The organism is Mucilaginibacter aureus, from assembly GCF_053514885.1.
Window position 1 is genome coordinate 626045 of the sequence record NZ_CP170601.1, and the last position, 24264, is coordinate 650308.

A 24264-nucleotide genomic window follows, 5' to 3' on the forward strand; every position below is an offset into this window, starting at 1 on the left:
TTTATTTAAGCATAGTCGCAGATAGCAATATTGTATAAACCAGTTGCAAATAGAAATTTGAAACCCAATTCATTGGCTGATATTTTTTAAAGTAACTCTGGCCGAAGACCTTTATAGTACAATGTTTGATGGCCCCGATATTCGCCGGCGGACCACCTCATACAAATGGATCAATCATGAAAAGAGCAATGCTATCAATCCTGGTTTTGTTTACCGGATGGTTTATCCTGATCAATAGAACAATTGCTCAGGAAAAGATTGACACCGCTAAGGCGGGCACACCAATTGTACTCCCCCGTCCCGATTTCCATTTTAACGGAGAAGTAGGAAGAACATATCTTGAATCCTCATCTCCTCAATTTCCGCAGCCGGTAAAGGCTCCCAAAGGCGCCCCCAACATAGTGCTGATATTGATAGACGATGCCGGTTTCGGCCAGTTCAATACTTTCGGCGGCGGGGTACCTTCGCCCACAATGGACAAGCTGGCAGCCGAGGGTTTGCGGTTCAACCGTTTTCATACTACGGCGCTTTGCAGCCCTACACGGGCAGCGCTCATCACTGGTCGTAATCATCACTCCGTTTCTTTTGGCAGCATCAGTGAGGCCGCCACCGGTTACGATGGTTACGTGTGCATATTGCCTAAAACCTGCGGCACCGTTGCCGAAGTACTGAAGCAGAACGGCTATATGACCGCCTGGATAGGTAAAAACCATAACACCCCAACGTGGGAAACAAGCGCGGCCGGGCCCTTCGATCATTGGGCAAACGGCATGGGTTTCGATTATTTTTATGGTTTCAACAGCGGCGATATGAACCACTGGAACCCGATACTTTATGAGAACCATAACCTTGTGCCGGCGTCACCTAACCCCGATTATTATCTTACCGATGACCTTGCCGACCATGCCATCTCCTGGGTGCGCCAGGTAAAAAGCATCGCGCCCGATCGCCCTTTTTTCCTCTATGTAGCGCCCGGTGCAACCCACGCACCGCACCAGGCGCCTAAAGCGTGGATAGCAAAATTTAAAGGGCAGTTTGATATGGGCTGGGATAAATACCGGGAGATGACCTTTGAACGCCAGAAAAAACTGGGCGTGATACCCGCGAATACCAAATTAACGCCACGGCCCGCAGGCTTACCGGCATGGGAGTCACTCAACGCAGATCAAAAGCGCCTGTATGCCCACATGATGGAAATATTTGCAGCTTATGGTGCAGAATGCGATGCACAAATGGGTCGCATAGTTGATGCGGTGAAACAGCTGCCCGACGCCGATAATACGGTATTCATCTACATCGCCGGTGATAACGGCTCCAGTGCCGAAGGTGGCCTCGAAGGATCGCTTAGCGAGAACCTTTTCTTCAATGGCATAGTCGAAAAATGGCAGGATAATCTCAAAGCGATAGACGAACTTGGCGGACCTAAACACTTTAACCATTTTCCATCGGCATGGGCATGGGCCATGGATGCTCCCTTACAGTGGACGAAGCAGGTGGCAAGCCATTTCGGCGGAACACGCAACCCCCTGATCATTGACTGGCCCGCAGGTATTAAGGACAAAGGTGGCCTGCGCAGCCAGTTCTTACATGTGATAGATATCGTACCAACGCTTTACGAGATCACCGGCGTTACTCCCCCTGTCGAGCTTAATGGTGTTGTTCAAAAACCAATCGAAGGCATCAGCTTCGCCTATACATTTAACGCCGACAGCGCTAAAGCCAAAGGTCGCCGTACTACCCAATACTTTGAATTAGGTGTTAACCGGGGCATTTATCATGATGGATGGATGGCATCTGCATTATCGTTCGCTCCCTGGGTACCTAACCGCACCGGGTTTGATCCCGACAAGCAGAAATGGGAACTTTACAAAGTTGATGAAGATTTCTCACAGGCGAATGACCTGGCGCTGAAATATCCCGATAAACTGCGGCAATTGCAGGATCTGTGGTGGGTTGAGGCCTCAAAATACAATGTGCTGCCGCTTGACTGGCGGGCTGTAGAAAGGCTGAACAGCAAATTGATGGGCCGACCCAGCCTCACTGGTGATCGTACCCAATTCATTTATTACGCGGGCCAGATCGGTGTGCCCGATGCCGCTTCTCCGCGAATACTCAACCGGTCGTGGGGTATTACCGCCAACGTTACGATCCCCGATAATGGTGCCGAAGGGATGATCGTTACACAAGGCGGTCTGGAAGGCGGCTATGGCCTTTATATCCGAGATGGTAAACTCACCTTCGTTTATAATTTTCTGGGTAGGGAGCGCTATTCTTTTACAAGCGGGTCGGCACTGCCAAAGGGAAAAGCAGAGATCAAAATGGATCTTATTTACAAGGGAGCCGCGGGCGAAATGGGTAAAGGTGCTACGGTAACCCTAACGGTGAACGGCACACAAGAAGCCAGCGGCGAAATGCCCAAAACCATTCCTATCCAAATTTCATTAGGCGAAGGGTTGGATATCGGTATGGATGTAGGCTCGCCTGTGGATTTTAGCTACAAACTTCCCTTTAAGTTTACCGGAACCATTGACAAGGTAGTTGTTGATCTGAAGTAAGGTTGTTAGATGCCACAGCTTTGTCACCTTTAAGCAGGATATGGGAACCGGGAGATTTTGAGGAGGTTAAGAATTAAGTAAAGTGGCAAACCGATATGATTTTCAATTAAAAGATCGGATAAAAACCATAAACCGGCAACAGCCACTCCTTATTTAACAATATGAAATCAAATAAATATATTACGATAACCTGTATATTGGCGATATTGATTACCGGCAATTTATACGCACAGGAAAGCCAGGCATCCAAAGCAAATGCACAAGAGCTCGCCGATAAGTTATCCAACCCGGTAGCCAGTATGATCAGTGTTCCGTTTCAAAATAATACCGACTGGGGTATCGGGCCGGCAAATGGCTCAAAAAACACGCTGAATATTCAACCTGTTATTCCGATCAAGTTGAGCTCTGCCCTCAACCTCATCACCCGTTACATTTTGCCGATTGTTGATCAGCGCGATATATTGGGGCCAGATACGCATGAGTTTGGGTTAAGCGACATGACCGTAAGCGCATGGGTTGCCCCAGCTAAACCCAAAAATGGACTCATCTGGGGCGTGGGCCCGGCACTGCTGATCCCTATTGCCACCAATAATTACCTGGGTACTCAAAAATTCGGCATCGGCCCTACGGCACTGCTGTTAAAACAAGGTAACGGCCATACAATAGGTTTCCTGATAAACCAGTTATGGTCGGTTGCAGGGAGTGCCGACAGGGTAAACGTGAACCAGCTATTTTTCCAGCCTTTTTACGCACACAGCTTTGCAAGCGGAGCCAGTATGGGTGCGAATATGGAATTGACCGAGAATTGGCAGGGAAGCACCACCACCTTATTTTTAAATCCTACAATTTCAGCAATTACCAAGCTGGGCAAGCAGGCGGCACAAATAACCGTCGGGCCACGGATACCACTTACCGGGCCGGATACAACAGAACCGAAGTTTGGAATAAGGGCGGTTTTGACATTTGTATTTGCGCAATGATATTGATTGTACCTTATCAGCGGCTTTAGCCAGATATGTGATATCTGTGTTTTTATGGCGGGAGCAATGTATCTCCATGCATTAATTGCTAATTTTGTGAAATAAAATTCAACAATGTCCATATCTACCGAAAACGAAAGAATTGGAATGCAGCAGGCCAGTGATGCTGTGGCCCTTACTTTAAAGAAGATGCGCGAGTATGCCAAGCCAGGTATCTCTACAAAGCAATTGGACGAATTTGGTGGCGAATTACTGGCGCAAATGGGCGCACGCTCTGCGCCTAAGTTAACTTACAATTTCCCCGGTTATACGTGCATAAGCGTTAATGAAGAAGCTGCTCATGGCATACCAATGGCCGAAAAGATCCTCAAAGAAGGCGACCTGATCAATATTGACGTGTCGGCAGAGCTCAATGGCTATTGGGCCGATAATGGTGGCTCCTTTGTGCTGGGGCGGGATATTCACGGCCATGGTAAACTGGTAAATGCATCAAAAGAGATATTAAAAAAAGCCATCGGCAATATTAAAGGCGGCGCCAGGATATCGGATATCGGCAGATTGATAGAAACCGAAGCAAAAAAAGCCGGCTATACCGTGATCAAAAACCTGACAGGGCATGGCGTTGGCCGCAGCCTGCACGAAGAACCACATGAGATTGCCAACTATTGCGACAGGTTTAATACCACACGGTTTAAAAAGAATTCGGTAGTTGCGATAGAAACATTCATTTCCACACGGTCGACAATTGCCAATACGCAAGCTGATGGCTGGACTTTAAGTGGTAATAAGGGCGGTTTTGTTGCGCAGCACGAGCATACCATTATGGTAACCGGCGGACAGCCTGTGATATTTACAGCGCAGAACGGTATCTGGGATTGATCCTCCAAATGATATAGAGCGCATATTTCGTTTGTCATCGGGTTACTGGCTATTTAATCCTCTCATCCTCATTAAAAGCACCCGCGGTTACACCGCATAGCATGTCGTTTATCCTATTGCGGAATCCTTAAATTCATGATGTATTATTTTTTGTTCTTTTGGGATCAAATAATTGATATTATTATGAGTATTAGTATATTTATAAAGCAAACCAGGGCTAACGGAATCTCAAAAAACAGGATGGTGATATGTGATCATGTGATTCTGAAAAGAATAAATTAAATCATAAAAAATTAAACCTTCTAACCATGTCAATTTTTAAGTCGGATAGTGATCTGGTATTTAACCAGGCCAAATGGGAAAATGAATTAAGCCCGGTAAAAAGTTTTACTGCATCCAAATCAATAAGAGAATCGTTCGTAAACACCAGCATAGCCGACCCGAACCAATTTATATTGTTGCAGCTATCAGACGGCGATAAGCGGATATTAAACACCAGCGAGGTGGTACCGAAACTGGCCGGCAGCGATAAACCCGATATTAATATGTTACTCGATTTTGAGGGCTTTAAAATTGGGAGCAATGAGGATGTTGATAAGGATACCAAGGCTACATTACAATTACAGGTAGGACAGGAAGAAAAGATAGGCCCACTGGAAAAGCTTTTTTATTGTATCAATGGTGGGTTGGATCTGTATAATGAAATCAAGGGATCGAAAACCGAATCTAAAGACTTTAAAAAGAGCACAGACCAGGCTTTAGGAAACAAACCTATTTCGTTGCCGGGAGGAATAGGCCAAATATCGCTGAAAGTGGTGAAGCATGAAGAACAACAATGGTGGCAAAAAGTATTTTCGTTTGCAAAAAGTGATCAGGCAAAAGATCTGTTTTCGTTAATAGGCTTTCCCGGAATTACCGAAACAGCGGTTAACTGTGTTAGCGGCATGCTCGACAGTCTTTTTGACAAAGCGCCCGAAGTATTATTTCAAAGCCAACCTGTTAAGCTTGGTTTTACACAAACGGCTAAAGATGAACTTGGCGGTGGCCTTACCACTAATTTTGTAAGCTGTCTTAATCCGGGTTTCTGGCTAATGGCCCGCAAGGCCGATTACGACGAGATCATTAACTCAAAACCTGTTTATTATGGCGGCTATGGCATACTGGCGCCTGATGGCATGAGCGAGATAGATGCTTTAAGAGACAGCAGGAACAACCCGTTTTCGAAGATCACGTATGCCGTGATCAGGGCCAGGATGAAAGAAGTGGACCTGCAGCAGGGGATGTTTTAAAGCGCTTATTATTAATTACTTACTATGCAATATAAATACGACATATTTATAAGTTACAGAAGGGACGAAGAGGCAAAAAGATGGATAGATAATCACTTTTTTCCGCTTTTAAAGTTTAGCCTTCGAATGGCCTTAGGCAGAACACCCGAAATATACATTGATGATCAGTTAGAAGGTGGGGTAATATGGCCTAAAAAATTAGGAGAAGAGATTAGCTTTTCCCGGATACTGATCGTTTTATGGTCGGGCGATTATTTAAATAGCGAATGGTGCGTTAGCGAAATGTCTGCGATGCTTGAACGGGAAGTAAAAACGGGTTGCCGGCAAGGCCAAAGCACAACGGGATTGATATTTCCTTTTATTGTACATGACGGCGAAAACCTGCCTATTGAATTAAAAGTTATTCAGAATATCGATGTAAAGAAATATTTTAATCCAAGGATGAATATTTATAGCGAAAATGCTGAAAAGCTATCACAAGAAATAAGTAATGCCGCTGCCGGAATAGCGAACTTAATTAACAGTGTACCTCCATGGCAGGATAATTGGAAAGTGGATACGATCAATGACTTTTATCAAAGATATTACGATGGGGCAAAGACATCGCAAACAACGCTGCCTAAATTTACATCATGAGCATAATTACTTTCTATTCGTATAAAGGTGGCGTTGGCCGAAGCATGGCTTTAGCTAATATTGCTTTTGAATTATCAAAAAGAGGTAAACGGGTGCTCATGGTTGACTGGGACCTTGAAGCGCCCGGCCTCGAACGATACTTTAGCAATTTCAAAATAGAAAATGCGTCGGAAGGGTTATTGTCGTTGTTAATGGAGTATGAAAACGGAAACGAACCTGATTATAACAAATACCTGTGGACCATACACACCAATAACGACTTGCCACTATATCTGTTACATAGTGGAAGAGAGAACGACTCTGTTAAATATTCTGCCAACCTTGAAAAATTTGGCTGGCATGATTTTTTTCTAAAAAATAAAGGCGGCTATCATTTAGAGAATTTAAGAAAACAGTGGCTTAAGGATTTCGATATTGTATTAATTGATAGCCGTACTGGTTTAAGTGACGCAAGCGGAATCTGTACAATTATGCTTCCGGATATTGTTGTGCCGATGTTTACTGCAAATTACCAAAGCTTATTTGGAATTCGTGATATTGTAAAATACATACAGGCTGCACGGCAAAAACTGTCTACTCCCCGCATGGGTTTAACAATTTTGCCGGTGCCATCGCGTTTCGGTACAAAAGTTGAATTTAAGGAGTCGCAGGAATGGTTAAACAGGATAGCCGATATTTTAAAGGATTGTTTTAGTGACTGGCTACCCCAATGGATAGAGCCCCGGTATTTATTGGAACAGGTTAAGATACCACAGGTTGATTACTTTAGTTTTGGAGAAAAATTGGCGGTTGTTGAGCACGGCACCAGCGACCCGGAAGGAATGGGCTATATATATGCTAAACTTGCCAGCCTGCTGGCAAGTGATTTTGATGACCTGCAATCATTTATCGGGCATGAATACTATCAAAAAAGGAAAAGCGAGTACGAAGCAAACAATCCTGCACAAGTTTACAGTGAACCTGCGACTACCGATTTTACCTACGATGTGTTTATTAGCTGCCATCGAAATGGCTATCAATGGGTTAAGGAGTTACTTATGCCGGCATTAACAGAATATCTAACTGATGAATTAAAATACACTCCGAATATATTTTTTGAATTTGGCGAGGCACACCCTGACGACTCCTATAATCTCAACTTGCAAAATGCTATTCAAAAATCAAAAACAATAATCATTGTGTATTCGGCTGCGGAAGTTAAAAATCAGAATCTAACTTATGGATTAAGTTTTTTTGAGTCGCGCGAAAGTTTAAATAAAGTCAATTTGATTTTCCCGGTTATTTATAAAACCGACTATGACCTTGATCCTTTTTATCCTTTTAATAATAGAAATATTACTGACCTAAGTGCTTTCAACTTTGACGACACCATTAAAAGCACCAAACTAAGAGCATTATTTGGCCAGGAAATTGAAAAGCTTGCTATTAATATCGCTCAAAGTATCCATCGCACCACAAATAACCCCTCTACCAGCGATTCCGAAATTGATTACGCCTACCAGGAAATTGAGTTGCTTGCCGCTGAATATGAAACTTTAAGAAAAACCTTACCGAGTGGAAACAGCAGAACTATCTTGATGGAGAATGTGGTTTCGAAGATGAAAGATAAGGCGGATAAGGCAGAACCGTTTTTAGATGAATTTACAAGCAGCTCATCGCCGGGCAAAAAGCTTGCAGCCATTGCAACGCTGCACGTAAAACCAAATCTTAAGTACCTTGACTGGTTAGCAGGGCATGTTGGCAATGGCGAAAAGCCATTTATTGGATACCAGGCGTCTGTAGGATTATATATCGCTTCACGAAATTTTGGTACCAGTTATAGTAATGAAATTTTAAAAAATATTGATCTTGCTTTTGAAAACCTGAATAAGTATGATTATAAAGATCCCAACCAGATCTCTGTTTTAAATGCTGCAAAAAAAGCGTTGGATATGAAATAGTTTAATCCACGATATTACAGTTTTAACGATTCGACAAATGCTTTTTTTATTGATAGTATCCAGATACCTTCGTTAGCCTGGTATTTACCGGCTTTACCATTAAGCCGTAACATCTCTTCACTCCCGGCATGATGCAGGCCTATCAAATCCCATTGGCGGTTAAATACCGGGCTGCCAGAACTGCCCCCTTCGGTTGGCGTTCTGTAATGTATCTTAGGATCCTGATGATCCAGAAGAAAATTATCCTGAAATGATACCTGCAACGTTCCGCCGAAAGGGTGACCGATGATGTATATTTTTTGCGGTGAGTTTTCGTCTATTACCGGCAAATACCCTGATACAGGATAGATCTTGATGTCCTTTGTCAACTCCCCGATCCTGGCCTGGTCATCTTTGCTAAACCTGATGATGGCGGCATCAAGCTCTGTACTTGGTGAAGACCAGATGATCTCGCTTATCTTAAACTCCTCATCCCTGTTAAGCGCTTCAAAAATAACAACTGCTTCACCGGGGTTCAATGCTTTTTCAAGCGGATCATTACTTACAACATGCGTATTGGTAATCAATACCAATTCTTCGCCAAGTGATTCGTGCAGTGCGGATCCTTTTAACAAAAATCCGGTTCCGAAACCCTTTGTACTATCTCTTCCTATCCGGGCGACGGCCAGGCACCTGTCCGCACCTTTCATATACCATTTATAGGTTTCAAATGAATCGTCACCAAAAATTTTTTCTAATACTACTTTACCATCAGCAGCCGGAGCTGTCGTTTGTTTGACTAATGCCTCATATAGCTGGTTATTATCGCTTTCGGCTGCTTTTAAAGTTTTAAACTCGTCTGCACTGAGCACTAAATTCCCTCCCTGTTTATTTAATAATGCTGCCCGCAGCAACGGCAAAAGCAGCATGCCACATGGCGAGCTCATGTCCAGCCGCCAAACTTCTTCGAGTTGCCTTAATGTACTTGCTACTCCAAACGCATCGCAATCGGTCATCCTGATATAACCGCTCATCCATTCCAATGCTTCATTTTGCCTATTTAATGCTACGCAGGCCTCGGCCGCAGTCGCAAAGTCCCAATATTCGGCTTTGCCGGCATCGCACAGATCGCTTATTGTTTTTAATATCGCTTTTGCGAGCTCGTCCGCGGGTGGAAAACCCGGAAGTGATAAATTATCCGCCTGAGCGCGTTTAAGCAAAGCTACTGCATTTATGCCATGCCAGGTATGCAGTTGCGGCTCACTGATATATACATCAAGATAGGATTTGACCGCGTTTTTTAAAAAGCCAATGCTGTGCGCAGCCCGGGGATTACCGGCATTAATGTACATTTGTTTATACGACCGGCCCAACAAACCCCTGGCTTCAGCATTCTCTCCCTCCGCATTAGCTGTATCAATAACCAGTTCATTTAAAATATTGACGGCCGCTGTTAAAATATTTTGGTCAATAAGCGCCTGGGCATACTGTCGCCTGATCTTATAAGTATTTCTGCCTGTTTGTATTAATACATCTGCTACTTTTTGCATTAAGCCAAACATCCGTTTATTACGCAATTGCTGTATTATCTTTTCCGTATCCGCAATATTGAAACCCTCGGTTTTTGTGTAAAGGTCTGCGATCAGCTGATCGCAAAGCTCAGTAACTGTTTTGTAATCGAACGTTTCTAACGATGTACGAATGCATTTAAGATAGGTTTCGGAGGTCATATAATGAGTTTATTATAGATCTAACATTGATTTCAAAGCTTGTCTTAACTTCGGCTCACTAAAATACTGGGTTATATTGTGTCGCCAGGCACCCCAATTTTCTTCTTTAATTACTTGGATAACCTCATTGCCATTCTGTTTAAAATCGTTTGCGATATTTCCATCGAAACCGGTAACCGGGTCGAGCATATCATAAACATTGATCCATGGGCCATTAACCTTTGCCGGGTAACCATCTTCCCTGCTCCACTCAGGCGCCAGTTTATCCTGTACTTCATCAATACCCAAGGGACTGCCTATGGTCATCAATCCGTTTATCGGCGGGCAACCAGTAACTCTTTTTAAACAATCGTACATAATAACAGTACCCATACTATGGCTAACTACAATATGTTTGTCGGTATTTACTGCATTGAGTTTTTCGAGCGTCCGCCGGCGGATCTCGTCCTGCACATTATAGCTCACTCCGGGCCGCGGGCTATAGTTGGTATTAAACAGGTAATGATGTACATCTTTTAACAGCCAGGCCATTAATTTGCGTTTAACAAACCAGGGCAGCGGGATACGTTCGAGCGTGATCGCCATTTCTGCCTGGGTTGGCAGGGCCACATCGCTTACCAGGGTATCAACAGCTAATTTTGCTGCCAGTGCATCTACCATTGCTTTTTCTTCGCCGGTAAGGCCCTCGCGCCATGACATGTCGGCATCTACATTTGCAGACAAGGCAATACCCTCTGCATTTTCAAAATTGATAACACTTTCGGCAACTACCTCTTCAAGAGGTTTGTCGTATAAAACATCGGCCCAATAGATCATAGAGGTTGTAACTCCGGATGCGCCCAGATCAAGGCCATCGTCGTTGCCGAGCAAGTCGCCCGCCAAAGCGTCAAGCCATATTTTTACCAGTTTTTTTTCTTCGGGCTTATTGGCAATTCCGTGGATAAAGGTTACGTGTGGCATGGTTGATAACTGGGTTTAAGGTTTGGATCGTAAATGCTTTTTTGTATCTCCGGGAGCTCGCCGGTTTGACATCGTAATTTGTTTCAATTGATATATCAGTAATTATTATTAAAAAAGGATTAGCGAAGTATTGCCCTGTATAATGTTTTAAATAACAGAAACTTACCTCATAATTAACAATAATACCCAATTAAAGCCTGAATTACAACAGGTGTTTTAACGGTATTTTTAATAAAAATATTTATTAAGTTTAAAGATGGGATTGACTGTGTAGTTGCGAAAGCTGAAGATCTTTCTTGTCGCATACGGCCCCTTAAAATGTCTGATCGGCACCCCTGATATTGCTACTTTAAATTATAAATTTGGTTAGCAAACCAACCACACACATGAAAACTATATTTGATCAACCAACCCGCGACGAATTGATAGCCCGCATATGTACATTGAATAACAATAGTACTGCTCAATGGGGTAAAATGAATGTGTATCAAATGGTAAAACATTGCAGCCTTTGGGAACAAATGATACTGAACAATGCGCCTTACCCAAGGGTTTTTGCCGGCCGGATATTTGGTAGGATAGCCTTGAACGCCGTGTTAAAGAATGATGCACCGCTTAGACGTAACACACCTACTTTACCGGAGTTTAAAACTACCGGCCAGGACGATGTAGCTCCCTCGAAAGCTGAGTGGATAGCACTTATTCAAACTTATCCCGAAAAGGCACCGGCTGAATTTATGCACCCCTTTTTTGGAAAGATGACCAGGGACCAGGTGGGCCAGATGGCCTATAAACATATCGACCATCATTTAAGGCAGTTTAATAGTTAGCCATTAAAAAAGCCTTTTGCAAATTATTTAACAAAAAAGCCCCGTTAACCGGGGCTTTTTTGTTAAATAAATCAGGTGTTACCATTCTAAATTAACCGGTGTTCTTATTTTTTTATTTGCCAACTTCGATAACATGAAAGGTTCCGGGTACCTGTTTCGGGCGGCCACCTGCCGGGTTAGGCTCTGTTTGAGCCGCCGGTAAAAAAAGGTGATGCGTGGCCAGGTCAATACCAATTGTACGGGCGCTGGGTTCGGTTGGAATGTTTTCGATAAACTCAAATTTATCGGCGCTCAACTCTCTTACCGCGCTTATATTGCCTTCGCCGTTTGAGGCGTAGGCTATTTTCAGAGCCGGGTCAAACACAAGTCCGTCCGGGTCGCCTATCGGGAATTTGGCAACCGTTTTACCATTAGCGGCATCCATGATCACCATAGTTTTAGTATCACCGCAGGCAATAAACAAACGGTTGGTTTTACGGTCGATATCCAAACCACTTGGCGACTCACCGCCGTCGATCTTATGCCGGGTTATTTCTTTATACGTCGTGGCATCAAATACAATAATGGTACTTGTGGTTTCGCCGTTTACAAATATTTTGCCTTTACCGTCGGATACGGCGGTTTCGGGTTTATCGCCTAAAGGCACGGTAGCAACTACTTTTTCGGTAAAAGGATCGAAAACGGTTGCATCTTTACTGCGGGCGTTGCAGGTGATGATCTTTTTTGAAAAATCGTCATAAAAAATAGCATCGGGGCCGGTACCTACGGTAACCTGATTTAAAACTTTAAGCGTTTTCAAATCGAAGATCACAATAGCGTTTGCGCGGCCCGCGCTGATATATCCTTTGCCTAAAGCCTTAACCAGCGCAATACCGTGAACGCCAGGTGTATTGGGCACATAGCCAACAGAGTCGCCTGTGGCCTCGTTTAAAATATTGACCTGGTTACCGTGCGAAACATAGAGACGCTTGTCGGCACCATCAACCGTAATATAATCCCAGCCCCCGGAGCTGGCTATTTTATGTTTTTTGAGTACTTTAAAACCTGTTTTTTGCTGGGCAAAGGCCATGATACCCGAACTTAAAAGCAAGGTTAAGATCGCAACTTTTTTTACTGAATTCATACTTGGATTTTTTATGCTATTTAGCAAATAATTCTGTGTAAAATCTGTAGAAATTTAAATGGACTGTGCACTGTTAAAATAATTATTAGGGTCCCAGCGCTGTTTGGTAGCCTGTAGCCTGTTCAGGTTATCGCCAAAATATAATTGCAATGCTATTTGCTTATTATCGGTCGGCCCGTTCAGGTCGATATCCGGATAGTTGTAATAACAACCGTCAACGTTATCGGTTGGGTCTTGTGCCGGGTCGGGCACGCCGCCTGTGTACTGATAAACATTGGTATAAAAGCCACGGATCCAGTCTAAATGCTGCTGATCCTGATCAGCACTGCCCCAATAGGTTTGATATTGTAATTTAAATATCGACGAACGCTGCGGGATGGCGGTAGCATAAGGCACAACCTGGTTGATGGCGCCGCCATAAGTATCAACCTGCAGCAGACTTTGAGCCATATCGGCGGCGGTAAGTCCCGGCGGAATATAGTTTAGCCACTGGTAAATTGCGGCAACCTGGTCGGGCGGGAAGGGTTTACGCATGTATGCGGACTTGTATTTGCCGCGCTGGTTAGCGCCGGAACCGTTTAAAGTTTGTACCGCTTCATAAAATGTATAATCCAGCGTATCGGCAGCGTTTTGGAAGAAATGTCCCTGGTGCGCAAGCCCCGCCCTGGTCATCCGGCTAACGGGATAAATGCTATTGAGTTGTGCCAGCACCGGGTCGATGTATAGTTGAACGATCTCGTCCGGGTCTTCGCCGGCGCTCACTATGGTTTGTATAGTGAGGTGCATTTCGCCGTTGGCGGCATGGTTTAACGCGAACAGGCCAAACTGCCGCCAGTTATCGCTTCGTTGGGCAAAGCCAGCATACCAGGCCAGTAAATTGGCCAATACCTGCTCGGTAAGCTCGCTCGTCCATTGAAAGGCAACTGCGGTGATAAAAGCGGTTTGCGGTGCATCGGGCAGATTGGCAAAATAGTATTTGGTGATCACACCAAAGTTGCCGCCACCGCCGCCGCAGTGCGCCCAATACAGGTCGAGCTGATCGGGATCGGCAGAATCTACAGCCACATAAATGGGGTAAGCGCTGGCGTTGGCATTATCTTTAACCACAACCTCAACACCTGTGAGCCAATCAACGGTTAGTCCGTTTAAGCGGGATAGCAAGCCATAGCCGCCGCCGCAAATATGGCCGCCCAGCCCAACCGAATAGCATGAACCCGCGGGCAGTACTTTGCCATAATCGCGAAACAGTGCCTGGAACGCGCTCCAGTTGGTACCGCCCGACTCGAGATAATAGCCTTTTTGGTCATCAAAACCATATCCGGCCATAGGCGTAACATCAATAATGGCACCGGTACCATCGTTAAAAACAAAGTTTTCATAACAATGGCCGCCGCTTTTTATTTTGACATTATCGCCATACAGTGCGATGGCATCGTTTAATGACTGCGCCGTGCCGGCGGCAGTATAACATAAATAAACTGTTTGGCAGTTACCTGCAAACCAGCGGCGGTTAAAGCCCTGTAAAAAACTGGGGAAGCGGTTATCGCCGGCGGTGGTATCTATTTTGATATATCCGGCAGGGTTTGGGATGGTGGCAAGGCTCATTTTGGATTGGTTTAATATTTATTATAAAGATATCATTTTATCATACAAAAAACAGAACAATATAATCACTCCCCCAATATATCCACCTTAAAAACAGGCGGGCTGAAATTAAAATAGACGAGCCATTTAAATACAATAAAAGCATTTTTAGATAATTTAAGCCATTTTATCAAGTGCGTGATACAGTTTAAGCATTGCTGTAAAGGTCCGTGGTGGCAGTGTATTATTTTCCGTTAAAACACTATATAAATACCGTTAAAACACTGATATCATCATAATAATATATTTGGAATTTTACATCATTATAACCCTTTTAATTTCCCCCATTTATGACAGTACTTATAAATGTTACGGAATAGGCCGAAAATCCGATCAAAGAGTAGGCGTAAAAACAAATTAAAATGGCTAATTTAAATTCGATTAAGGTGACTTTTAAAAAAGAAGTTACCAGAACAGATCTGATCCACGCTTTAGACAAAATTTTAAACAGGTATGGCTGTGCTGCCTGCGGGTTAAACGGCCATGGGATTTCGTTTGTAGGCGAAGTTGTTGACCCGGAAAACATTGCGATCCAAAAAGCATTACCGGCTGAAATTAAAGCCATAACCAGGGTGGAGTTTGGTGTATAAAAGCAATACACTTCTTTAAGGCTAAAAGCAACAGTGAAAATTGCTTTTCACTGTTGCTTTCAATCCAAAAATATAAGACAATGAGATATGCCATTGGAACAACTTACGAGGGTAAAGACTTTGCCTATTTAAAAGAGATCATACCTTACGTTAAGCATATTGAAGTTTCGCCCGATTCGATTTCCGTTTTTAATGAGGGTAAAGCGATGGTTAATCAATCATCACTGCAACACCTGCAGTGGGTGCAGGACAATAGCGATGCCGATCTTCTACTCCACGGTGTTGGCCTATCAATAGGCTCGTACGATGGATATAGTGAAGATTACATTAATATTTTAAGTGAGTTATTTGAAAGTTTGGCTATTAAATGGCATAGCGAACATTTGGCATATACGATGGTTAATGGCGAAAACCTGGGCACTATGCTCACGTTACCGCATACTGATGAGGTAATTACCATGGTTTGCAGGCGGATCGATAAGATCCAAAAAAAATTCAAGGTGCCGTTTTTGATGGAGAACGTAATCAGTATGCTGCCAAATCCTGACGAGCAATATAACGAAGCACAGTTTTTAAATAAAATAACCCAGTTAACCGGCTGCGGCCTGATACTGGATGTTTACAACCTGCAATGCGATGAAAAGAATTTCGGGTTAAACCTGGACGGCTTTTTTGGAGAGCTTAATTTAGACCCGGTGCATGAGCTGCACCTTGCCGGCGGACTATATGATGCCGAATATGATTTCCAGATGGATATCCACGCGCACCTGACAGCTGACTCGACCATACGGTTAGCACAGATGATAACCCGGCAAAAACCTAAAAACCTGCAAAACATCACCTTTGAGCTGTTGGAAGAATTTGTACAACCGGTTGGCTCATCGGCTATAATAGCGCATTTAAAACTTTTGGATACCCTATTCAACTAAACATGACCTTATCCGAAATTCAAACAGGCCTTTGCGACATGATCAAATCGCGCCAGCAAAGCGACGGGGGTCTTGATGATTACTTTGTTAAGGTATCCCGATCGGACAATTTGCAATTGGTGAAAAAAATAGCACAATGGTGGCGCATGATACAAATTGAGGAGTTTAGTGTTTTAACCGGGAATTACCTGCGAGCGGTAAATATGTTGAGCACACACATCAGTAATTTTTTAGAGACAGAAAAATATTCTGCTTTCAGGAACGAGGTTGGTTTCCAGTTTTTAAATTACCTGATCAGAACAAAATACGATAACATGACGACCATGCTGGCCGAATTAGAGCTTAATTTAATTAAGCAACGATTAGGCAATGAGGTGTATTACAAAAAAATCTGGCCCATAGACCCTTACCAATTTATAGATCAATTAATACAGAATAACTATCATCCGGCTACCAGGCTACCGGAAGGTCGATATTTAGTCACCGTTTCATCCGGATTTAAAAAAGAGGTTTTTCGCGTAAAAAAGTTAGGTACCACTAAGGATGTAAAAATCAATCTGGCTAAAGCGTGAACGGGTTACAATACAGGCCAACCTGGTCTATCATATCTTAGATTCGGCGTACGCTTTAAATGAGTCAAGTACCGCCTGGCAAAAATCGCGCTGCATTTGGGCAGGTTCGGTAGTGGTGGGCTCAAAACACTCGGTTATGTTTACCGGGCCGGTTCCGGTAAAAGTAATAACAGTTCTGCGGCCATCAGTTAAGGTGTATGATAGGAGTTGATGTGGAACTACCTCATCATACAAACCCGTAAAATCAAAACTAAATTTACCGTTTTTTAAACCCATCTTAAACAAAAAGGCACCACCGGGGCGCATATCGTTTTCGGCATAGGTGGTGTGCCAGTTTTCGGACATGTTGTTCCACCGTACAATGTGCCGTGGAGTGATCCACAATTGCCAAACTTTATCGATGGACGTATTTACCTGCACCGTTACCGTTATGCTGTTATCTGCCGGAATGCTCATTTGTACTATTGTTTTATTATACAAATATAGCTTGCGGGTTATCTGCGGTAAGGGTGCGATAATGACAATTGTGGGTGGTGATGACGACAAAATCAGAAAATAAATAATGGAGCGGTTTGAATAGTGAACGTTGGGTTCATTACCTTTAATAGATGAAACACCGCATGATTAGCTTTGCAATAGTATTGGGCACCTGCCTCATCATGGCGTGCAATCAGGCCAACCAAAGCCTGGTTGTTGAGCAGCAGGCTAAAGTTAAAACGGCGGTGCAGCAGTTTGCCGATACCATTGCCACTAATATTACCAAAAGCGGCCCGATAGCCTGGCTAAAGTATTTTGACCATTCGGATACGTTTTTTATGGCGAGCGACGGGCAGCTGGTATTTCGCGACCATGAGGCAGCCGAGCAATTTATAACCGGTACACTGGTTAAAAGCATCAGTAAAATAAACTTGCAATGGAACAACCTGCGGGTTGACCCGCTTACGCCCGGTTTAGCGGTTATGGCCGCGGGGTTTCATGAAGATCTGACAGATAGCCAGGGAAATGTGACGGGGTACAATGGCTATTTTACCGCCGTAGCACAAAAAACCGACAAAGGCTGGCAATTACGCGATGCGCATTGGTCGATAAAACATTAAGCTAAATTGATAAACAGGTTTACTTTATTGAGCAGCTCGCCCAGGTCAAAAGGTTTAACAATATAATCATCGGCACCGCACTCCCTGTGTATTTTTTGGATATCACGGTTGCCCGAGATAAGGATAATAGGAATATGTTTCATATTAGGATGCTCTTTGAGCCATTTGCAAATGTCGCGGCGGTCGCGGCCGGAAAGACGGATATCCAATAAGATGAGGTGCGGATGTTCAAAGCCGGGCTCACTGAATATTTCGCCATCGGTTGAGCTGGCAACGTCAAATCCCTGTTCTTCTAATATCATGGTCATGGCCTCAACCACAAACTCGTCATCCTCAACCACCAATATCTTTTTACGATCCATATTTTTTCCGAACAGTTTAACGTACTAAGCAGGGAATAGTTGTGCAAGTTAAAAAATTCTTATAATAAAACAATTTTATTGTGAGTAGTTGGCTTTTGCTGGGATAAGCATATCGTTGGTGAGTATGCCGATGAGGGCACCAACATGGGAGAAAGGTCTTGCCTGGCAGAACAATCAATGATGGGTCAAAATCAGCTATCTGCAAAAGGTTAACCTTATATTAATAAATATCATATACATTAGTTGCTATATCATCGCTTATATGAAACGTATTTCTACCGTATTGACCTGTTCTTTTGTTTTTGTATTGTGCTGTTCGATGTCGCAATGTTTTAAAAATGACACTCCCGGACCGTCGACGACCGTGCACGGGATCGTTAAGGACTACCAAACCGGCGACCCGATCCCTGGCCTCAATTTAGAGATACAACGGAGCACAAGTAACGGTACTATACTTTTTCCATTGGGATCGCCGGGATCTACTACTACAGATTTTGATATTGTTACCACAAAAGCCGATGGTACTTATACCTTAACATTTACTCCAATAGGCTCGGGCACATTTTCTTTACTGATCAAAGATCAGCAAGGAACCACATTTGTATACAACTATAATCAAAACACATATAACGAACTCGACTTAGGTAAAGATAACAAGGTTGATTTTTTAGTGCAGAAATTAATTAATGCTACTATACATCTAAAAAATCTTTCGAACCAAAATAAATCAAATTTCAGGTTAACTGTTACTGGCTGCTGCAATAACCCATATTATACTTTTGGTACCTATTATGCCAGTCCGATAGTTATCGATACCATTATCCACACCAGATTTCCACAGGTTTATACCATGAACCTTAACAATATGTATTACAATGTAGTACCAAACGGGCGATTACTGACGATGAAAGATACGTCGAGTTTTAACAAGTCGTTTAAAACTAACAGGAACGACACCACTTTTAATCTGATCAATCCATAAAAAATTAGGCAAGGCAAAGTTTAGAAATGGAGCCAGATCCATTGCATTCTTTTTGTTTATCAGCTATAAAATGTGTATATTTAAGGTTAGTCCTCACACGAGGTCGGTACAGTTTAATTACGAATTTGAAAATGAGGTAGCGCCATCTTATTTAAAAATACCGAAGAATACCTATGTGTTTTTTAATGATTGAATGACTGAGTTTTGAATGATTGAATGGGATTTACTTTTTTAAAATACCCATAAATACCTATGTGTCTCATTTTTGGGGTTGCGGATCTGGTAATCGAATCGTTGGTGAGGACACCGACGATGGTGGGATGATCGGTTGAAGTAATTGCATGCCTGTAGCTTATTCAATATCTCCCATCCAAACCTTGTAACATATAAAGCAAAATAGCATTTGACAGTGTGCAAATTTTACCTATCTTTGCAGTCCCGAATTTTGGGGTAATTAATATAGTTTATATAATTTAAATTTAAGCAAGTGAATACGTTAAGTTACAAAACTGTCTCTGCCAATAGTAAAACCGTTAACAAAGAATGGGTTGTTGTTGACGCACAAGGCGAGATTTTGGGGCGCTTGTCTTCTAAGATCGCTATGATCATCAGAGGAAAACACAAGCCAGGTTTCACCCCGAACGTAGACTGCGGTGATAACGTGATCGTTATCAATGCAGACAAGGTAAAACTGACCGGAAACAAATTCGAAGAAAAAGAATATGTTTCATACACTGGTTATCCAGGTGGTCAGCGTTTCATTTCTCCTAAGGAGTTAATGGCAAAACATCCGGAGCGCGTAATTGAAAAAGCCGTTCGTGGTATGTTACCTAAAAATCGTTTGGGTAAGGCAATCTATGGCAACCTGCATGTTTACGCAGGCGCAACACACCCGCATGAGGCCCAATCACCAAAAACCATTAAACTTTAATCCGCAAGAGAAATGTCAACTACAAACACTTCAGGAAGAAGAAAAACAGCAGTTGCCCGCATTTATTTAACTGAGGGTAGCGGCCAACTTACCGTTAACGGTAAAGATTACAAAGAGTATTTCCCAACATTGCCATTGCAATACATCGCTACACAGTCTGTTGAAGTTTCTGGTTCGGCCGGAAAATTTGACGTTAAAGCTAACGTAGCCGGTGGCGGCGTTAAAGGACAGGCAGAAGCCGTTCGTTTAGCTATCGCTAAAGCAATTGTTGAACTTGATGCTGAAAAGAAACCAGCCTTGAGAGCTAAAGGTATTATGACCCGCGATGACCGTATGGTTGAGCGTAAGAAACCAGGTCGTAAAAAAGCCCGCAAGAGATTCCAATTCAGTAAACGTTAATCAACAAAGGAGAACAACACAATGGCAAGAACAACATATCAGGATTTATTGGATGCAGGTGTACACTTTGGTCACCTTACCCGCAAATGGGATCCGAAAATGGCTCAGTACATTTTCATGGAGCGCAATGGCATCCACATTATCGATTTAAATAAAACATTAACAAAAACAGAAGAAGCTGCTGCCGCTATTAAGCAAATAGTAAAATCGGGCCGCAAGGTATTGTTTGTTGCTACTAAAAAGCAAGCAAAAGATATCGTAGCCGATTATGCAAAAACAGTGAACATGCCTTACGTAACCGAGCGTTGGTTAGGTGGTATGTTAACCAACTTTGCTACTGTACGCAAGTCGATCAAAAAGATGTCTAACATCGATAAATTGACTAAAGACGGTACTTATGGTAACTTATCTAAAAAAGAGCGTTTGATGATACAGCGTGAGCGTATCAAATTAGAAACTTTGTTAGGTGGTATTGCCGATCTGAACCGCTTACCTGCAGCACTGTTTTTGATAGACGTTAAGAAAGAGCACATCGCTGTTGCTGAAGCTATGAAATTAAACATTCCTACCTTTGCAATGGTTGATACCAACTCTGATCCATCAAACATCGACTTCCCTATCCCGGCTAACGATGACGCTACAAAATCAATTTCATTGATCACCAGCATCATTATCAAAGCTATTGAGGAAGGTTTAGACGAGCGCAAACGCGAGAAAGAAGACGAAGCAGAAAAAGAAGCCGTAGCTGCTAAAGCAAAAGCTGATACTGCCGAGGCTCCTGCTGCTGCCGGTACTAAAGACGAAGCTGGTAAAAGAAACAGGAAAGTAACAGCTGAGGCTGAGAAAACTGAAGAATAACCCCCTAAATCCCCTGAAGGGGACTTTAAAATCGATTTTTAAATATACAAATTCTCAAGCCCCCTTTAGGGGGTTTGGGGGTTTTTAAAACAAGCAAATAAAATGTCTACAGTACAAATTTCTGCAGCAGACGTAAACAAACTGCGCCAGCAAACTGGTGCCGGTATGATGGATTGCAAAAAAGCTTTAACCGAAACTAATGGTGATTTTGAAGCTGCAATTGATTACTTAAGAAAAAAAGGTGCTAAAGTGGCAGCGAGCCGCCAGGACCGCGAAAGCAACGAAGGTGTGGTTATTGCCCGCTCATCGGCTGACGGTAAACGTGGTGTGATCATCGAGTTGAACTGCGAAACAGATTTCGTGGCTAAAAACGCTGAGTTTGTGGCTTTTGGTAACGCCATTGCAAACGCAGCTATCGAGGGTAATGTTACTTCGGTTGAAGAGCTTTATAACCTGGAGATCGACGGCGATGTAAACCGTATCAAAATCGGCGACGCTGTTATCGAAAAAACAGGCAAGATCGGCGAAAAGATCGGTGTATCTAAAATAGAAGTTGTGGAAGGTGCTAAAGTTGTTGCTTATATCCACGGTAACTTCCGTTTAGGTGTATTGGTAGCTTTAAGTGCCGATGCAGCCGGTGCTGACGAGGCAGGTAAAGACGTATCGATGCAAATTGCTGCCATGAACCCTGTAGCTATCGATAAAGACGGCGTTGATGCAACTACCGTTGAACGCGAACTGGAAATTGCTAAAGAGCAGATCCGTGCAGAAGGTAAACCGGAAGAAATGGTTGAAAAAATTGCCGCCGGTAAACTGAACAAATTTTACAAAGACTCTACTTTATTGAACCAGGAGTTTGTAAAAGATTCATCGAAAACTGTCGCCGCTTTCTTAAACGGCGTTGAAAAGGGTCTTACCGTAACCGCCTTTAAGCGAGTTGCTTTAGGAGCTTAATATCATTTTAAAATCCTCGCCAAAACGGCGGGGATTTTTTTTGCTTTATAATTTATAACTGGCTTCCCGATGATCGCATTACATCATTTAAAACTGATTTCAGGCGGACTTGTGTCTGACAACAAAGCTGTTTTGATTGAAGGCGAATACATTACGGATGTAATTGATGCCGGTACCATCCCGGCGCAGGCACAAAAGATCGACCTTAACGGCGATTATCTTTCGCCCGGTTTTATCGACCTGCAATTGTACGGCGCGGGCCAACCCTTATTCTTTGGCGGCGATCCATCCGCGCAAGCGTTACAACAAATGGAACAAGTGCTTTTACAACAAGGCACTACCGGCTTTTTAGCTACCATAGCCACCAATACCAGTCAAATTGTTGAGCAAGGCATACAGGCGGCTTTAGCTTATCGCGACAAGTGTATGGGGAACTTTTTAGGCTTACACCTGGAAGGTCCGTACCTTAACCCTAAACGCAGAGGCGCACATCCGGATAGCCTGATCAAGAAAGCGACATTGGCCGAAGTAAAACACTGGGTTGAAATGGCCGAGGGTACGATCAAAATGATGACAGTAGCACCTGAATTGCAAGACCGTGAAGTTTTGGAATACCTGCACGAGCAAGGCATTGTACTATCATCGGGCCATAGCGATGCTACTTATGCCGAGGCCAGGGGCTTTATCAATAATCCCGTAAAGGCAATAACGCATTTATATAATGCCATGCCGCCAATGCACCACCGGCAACCGGGCATTATTCCTGCAATATTTGAGGATAAGCCTTACACCAGTGTTGTTGCTGATGGTATTCATGTGGACTTTGTGATGATCAAACTGGCTAAGCGCGAATTGGGTGCTCAACTGTTTTTGATTACCGATGCGGTTGCCGAAAGCAAAAGCGGAGTTTATCAACACGTATTTAAAGGCGACCATTACACCATGCCCGACGGTACTTTATCGGGCTCAAGCCTGACGATGCTGAAAGCCGTACAAAACTGCGTAACCAAAGCAGATATAGATTTAGCCGAGGCTATTAATATGGCCACCTTATATCCGGCAAGGCTGATCGGAGCAGATGCTCAAACCGGCAAGATAGAGAAGAACTATGAGGCCAACTTAGCTGTTTTTAATAGTGAATTTGAGGTACAGGCAACTGTACTTAAAGGCAAGCTAACAAAAACGACATAAAATTTTAACACTAACTATATTTCAATAATTTTGACAAACCATTCTCTCACATGAAGTACAAAAGGATCCTTTTAAAACTCAGCGGCGAATCATTAATGGGCGATAAACAATACGGCATTGATAATAACCGTGTTATGCAATATGCCCATGAGATAAAAAATGTATTTGATGCCGGTATTGAGATTGCCATAGTTGTGGGTGGTGGTAATATATTCCGCGGACTTAGTGCCGAAAAATCGGGCATGGAACGTGCGCAGGCCGATTACATGGGTATGCTGGCAACGGTGATCAATTGTATGGCCCTGCAAAATGCACTGGAGAGCGTGGGTGTGGAAACGCGTTTACAATCGGCTATTAAAATGGAGCAAATTTGCGAACCTTACATCCGCAGGCGCGCTATGCACCATTTAGAAGTTGGTAAAATTGTAATCTTTGGCGCCGGTACCGGTAACCCTTACTTTACCACCGATACGGCCGCATCATTACGTGCCATCGAGATCAAGGCCGATGTGGTATTGAAAGGTACCCGCGTTGATGGTATTTACACTGCCGACCCCGAGAAAGACCCCAGCGCCACCCGTTACGAAGAGATCACCTTTCAACAGGTTTATGATAAAGGTTTAAGTGTAATGGATATGACCGCCATTACCCTTTGCCAGGAAAATAAACTGCCGATCGTCGTATTCGATATGAACAAACCGGGTAACTTTATGAAGATAGCCCAGGGCGAATCGATAGGTACGCTTGTGAGGTAGCAGTTGTGGTAGCAGCGACAGTAAATAATACAACTGCTACTATTCGTTCGAAAATCCAAAATCAGGGTAAATTCGAAATCGAAAATCAGAAGTCCGAAA

General features: G+C 43.3%; 24 protein-coding genes. 18 read left to right on the forward strand and 6 right to left on the reverse strand.

The annotated features are described in order from the left end of the window. Positions 1-176: 176 nt before the first annotated feature. From ACFGVR_RS02725 to ACFGVR_RS02750, 6 genes are all read left to right on the forward strand, one after another. The gene (locus tag ACFGVR_RS02725; RefSeq protein ID WP_448700968.1) at positions 177-2555 is read left to right on the forward strand and encodes an arylsulfatase; all 2379 of its coding nucleotides are present in this window, start codon (positions 177-179) and stop codon (positions 2553-2555) included. Between the two features lie 161 nt (positions 2556-2716). Further along, positions 2717-3535 (forward strand): hypothetical protein, encoded by an 819-nt coding sequence (locus ACFGVR_RS02730; protein WP_448700970.1) that lies wholly within the window; start codon positions 2717-2719, stop codon positions 3533-3535. 114 nt (positions 3536-3649) lie between these two features. Then, entirely contained in the window at positions 3650-4414 is a 765-nt protein-coding gene (gene map / locus ACFGVR_RS02735; RefSeq protein ID WP_448700971.1) for a type I methionyl aminopeptidase, read from the forward strand. Positions 4415-4722: 308 nt separating this feature from the next. Beyond that, complete coding sequence (locus ACFGVR_RS02740) at positions 4723-5703, forward strand: hypothetical protein (RefSeq protein WP_448700972.1); 981 nt, start codon at positions 4723-4725, stop codon at positions 5701-5703. Positions 5704-5727: 24 nt separating this feature from the next. After that, complete coding sequence (locus ACFGVR_RS02745) at positions 5728-6339, forward strand: TIR domain-containing protein (protein ID WP_448700973.1); 612 nt, start codon at positions 5728-5730, stop codon at positions 6337-6339. Then, on the forward strand, positions 6336-8279 hold the full coding sequence (locus ACFGVR_RS02750) for a tyrosine-protein kinase family protein (protein ID WP_448700974.1): 1944 nt from the start codon (positions 6336-6338) through the stop codon (positions 8277-8279). The genes ACFGVR_RS02745 and ACFGVR_RS02750 overlap by 4 nt, the downstream gene beginning before the upstream one ends. Before the next feature lie 14 nt (positions 8280-8293). Here ACFGVR_RS02750 and ACFGVR_RS02755 read toward each other — a convergent pair whose 3' ends face one another. Continuing rightward, the gene (locus tag ACFGVR_RS02755; RefSeq protein ID WP_448700975.1) at positions 8294-9988 is read right to left on the reverse strand and encodes a trypsin-like peptidase domain-containing protein; all 1695 of its coding nucleotides are present in this window, start codon (positions 9986-9988) and stop codon (positions 8294-8296) included. A gap of 12 nt (positions 9989-10000) precedes the next feature. Next, the gene (locus tag ACFGVR_RS02760) at positions 10001-10948 is read right to left on the reverse strand and encodes a hypothetical protein (RefSeq protein WP_448700977.1); all 948 of its coding nucleotides are present in this window, start codon (positions 10946-10948) and stop codon (positions 10001-10003) included. Between the two features lie 386 nt (positions 10949-11334). Here ACFGVR_RS02760 and ACFGVR_RS02765 point away from each other — a divergent pair, with 386 nt between their 5' ends. Beyond that, positions 11335-11778, forward strand: a complete 444-nt coding sequence (locus tag ACFGVR_RS02765) for a DUF1569 domain-containing protein (protein ID WP_448700979.1) — start codon at positions 11335-11337, stop codon at positions 11776-11778. 112 nt (positions 11779-11890) lie between these two features. Here the strand turns inward: ACFGVR_RS02765 and ACFGVR_RS02770 are convergent, their stop codons facing one another. Both ACFGVR_RS02770 and ACFGVR_RS02775 read right to left on the reverse strand, forming a co-directional pair. After that, positions 11891-12901 carry a YncE family protein gene (locus ACFGVR_RS02770; RefSeq protein ID WP_448700981.1) on the reverse strand — a complete coding sequence of 337 codons (1011 nt, stop codon included), beginning with the start codon at positions 12899-12901 and terminating at the stop codon, positions 11891-11893. A 54-nt stretch (positions 12902-12955) separates the two neighbouring features. Continuing rightward, entirely contained in the window at positions 12956-14506 is a 1551-nt protein-coding gene (locus ACFGVR_RS02775) for a BBE domain-containing protein (RefSeq protein ID WP_448700982.1), read from the reverse strand. Between the two features lie 401 nt (positions 14507-14907). Here ACFGVR_RS02775 and ACFGVR_RS02780 point away from each other — a divergent pair, with 401 nt between their 5' ends. From ACFGVR_RS02780 to ACFGVR_RS02790, 3 genes are all read left to right on the forward strand, one after another. Next, entirely contained in the window at positions 14908-15135 is a 228-nt protein-coding gene (locus tag ACFGVR_RS02780) for a hypothetical protein (RefSeq protein WP_448700983.1), read from the forward strand. An 80-nt stretch (positions 15136-15215) separates the two neighbouring features. Next, positions 15216-16064, forward strand: coding sequence for a multinuclear nonheme iron-dependent oxidase (locus ACFGVR_RS02785; RefSeq protein ID WP_448700984.1), 849 nt, complete (start codon positions 15216-15218; stop codon positions 16062-16064). Positions 16065-16066: 2 nt separating this feature from the next. Continuing rightward, entirely contained in the window at positions 16067-16636 is a 570-nt protein-coding gene (locus ACFGVR_RS02790) for a hypothetical protein (RefSeq protein WP_448700985.1), read from the forward strand. Between the two features lie 30 nt (positions 16637-16666). Here the strand turns inward: ACFGVR_RS02790 and ACFGVR_RS02795 are convergent, their stop codons facing one another. Beyond that, positions 16667-17092, reverse strand: a complete 426-nt coding sequence (locus tag ACFGVR_RS02795; protein WP_448700987.1) for an SRPBCC domain-containing protein — start codon at positions 17090-17092, stop codon at positions 16667-16669. A gap of 152 nt (positions 17093-17244) precedes the next feature. Between ACFGVR_RS02795 and ACFGVR_RS02800 the strand changes: the two genes are divergently transcribed. Continuing rightward, positions 17245-17733: a hypothetical protein gene (locus ACFGVR_RS02800; RefSeq protein WP_448700988.1), complete on the forward strand. Its 489-nt coding sequence runs from the start codon at positions 17245-17247 to the stop codon at positions 17731-17733. On the opposite strand, the gene ACFGVR_RS02805 is transcribed toward ACFGVR_RS02800, so the two are convergent. Continuing rightward, positions 17730-18095 carry a response regulator gene (locus tag ACFGVR_RS02805; protein WP_448700989.1) on the reverse strand — a complete coding sequence of 122 codons (366 nt, stop codon included), beginning with the start codon at positions 18093-18095 and terminating at the stop codon, positions 17730-17732. The genes ACFGVR_RS02800 and ACFGVR_RS02805 overlap by 4 nt on opposite strands. Before the next feature lie 262 nt (positions 18096-18357). On the opposite strand from ACFGVR_RS02805, the gene ACFGVR_RS02810 reads away from it, so the two are divergent. From ACFGVR_RS02810 to pyrH, 7 genes are all read left to right on the forward strand, one after another. Next, entirely contained in the window at positions 18358-19077 is a 720-nt protein-coding gene (locus ACFGVR_RS02810) for a carboxypeptidase-like regulatory domain-containing protein (protein WP_448700990.1), read from the forward strand. 487 nt (positions 19078-19564) lie between these two features. Continuing rightward, complete coding sequence (gene rplM, locus ACFGVR_RS02815) at positions 19565-20008, forward strand: 50S ribosomal protein L13 (RefSeq protein ID WP_448700991.1); 444 nt, start codon at positions 19565-19567, stop codon at positions 20006-20008. 12 nt (positions 20009-20020) lie between these two features. Beyond that, positions 20021-20407: a 30S ribosomal protein S9 gene (gene rpsI, locus ACFGVR_RS02820; RefSeq protein WP_448700993.1), complete on the forward strand. Its 387-nt coding sequence runs from the start codon at positions 20021-20023 to the stop codon at positions 20405-20407. 21 nt (positions 20408-20428) lie between these two features. Beyond that, positions 20429-21265 carry a 30S ribosomal protein S2 gene (rpsB, locus tag ACFGVR_RS02825; protein WP_448700995.1) on the forward strand — a complete coding sequence of 279 codons (837 nt, stop codon included), beginning with the start codon at positions 20429-20431 and terminating at the stop codon, positions 21263-21265. Positions 21266-21367: 102 nt separating this feature from the next. Further along, positions 21368-22219 (forward strand): translation elongation factor Ts, encoded by an 852-nt coding sequence (gene tsf / locus ACFGVR_RS02830; RefSeq protein WP_448700997.1) that lies wholly within the window; start codon positions 21368-21370, stop codon positions 22217-22219. A gap of 69 nt (positions 22220-22288) precedes the next feature. After that, the gene (gene nagA / locus ACFGVR_RS02835; RefSeq protein ID WP_448700999.1) at positions 22289-23410 is read left to right on the forward strand and encodes an N-acetylglucosamine-6-phosphate deacetylase; all 1122 of its coding nucleotides are present in this window, start codon (positions 22289-22291) and stop codon (positions 23408-23410) included. Between the two features lie 50 nt (positions 23411-23460). Next, positions 23461-24165, forward strand: a complete 705-nt coding sequence (pyrH, locus tag ACFGVR_RS02840; RefSeq protein WP_448701000.1) for a UMP kinase — start codon at positions 23461-23463, stop codon at positions 24163-24165. The last annotated feature ends 99 nt before the right edge of the window (positions 24166-24264 follow it).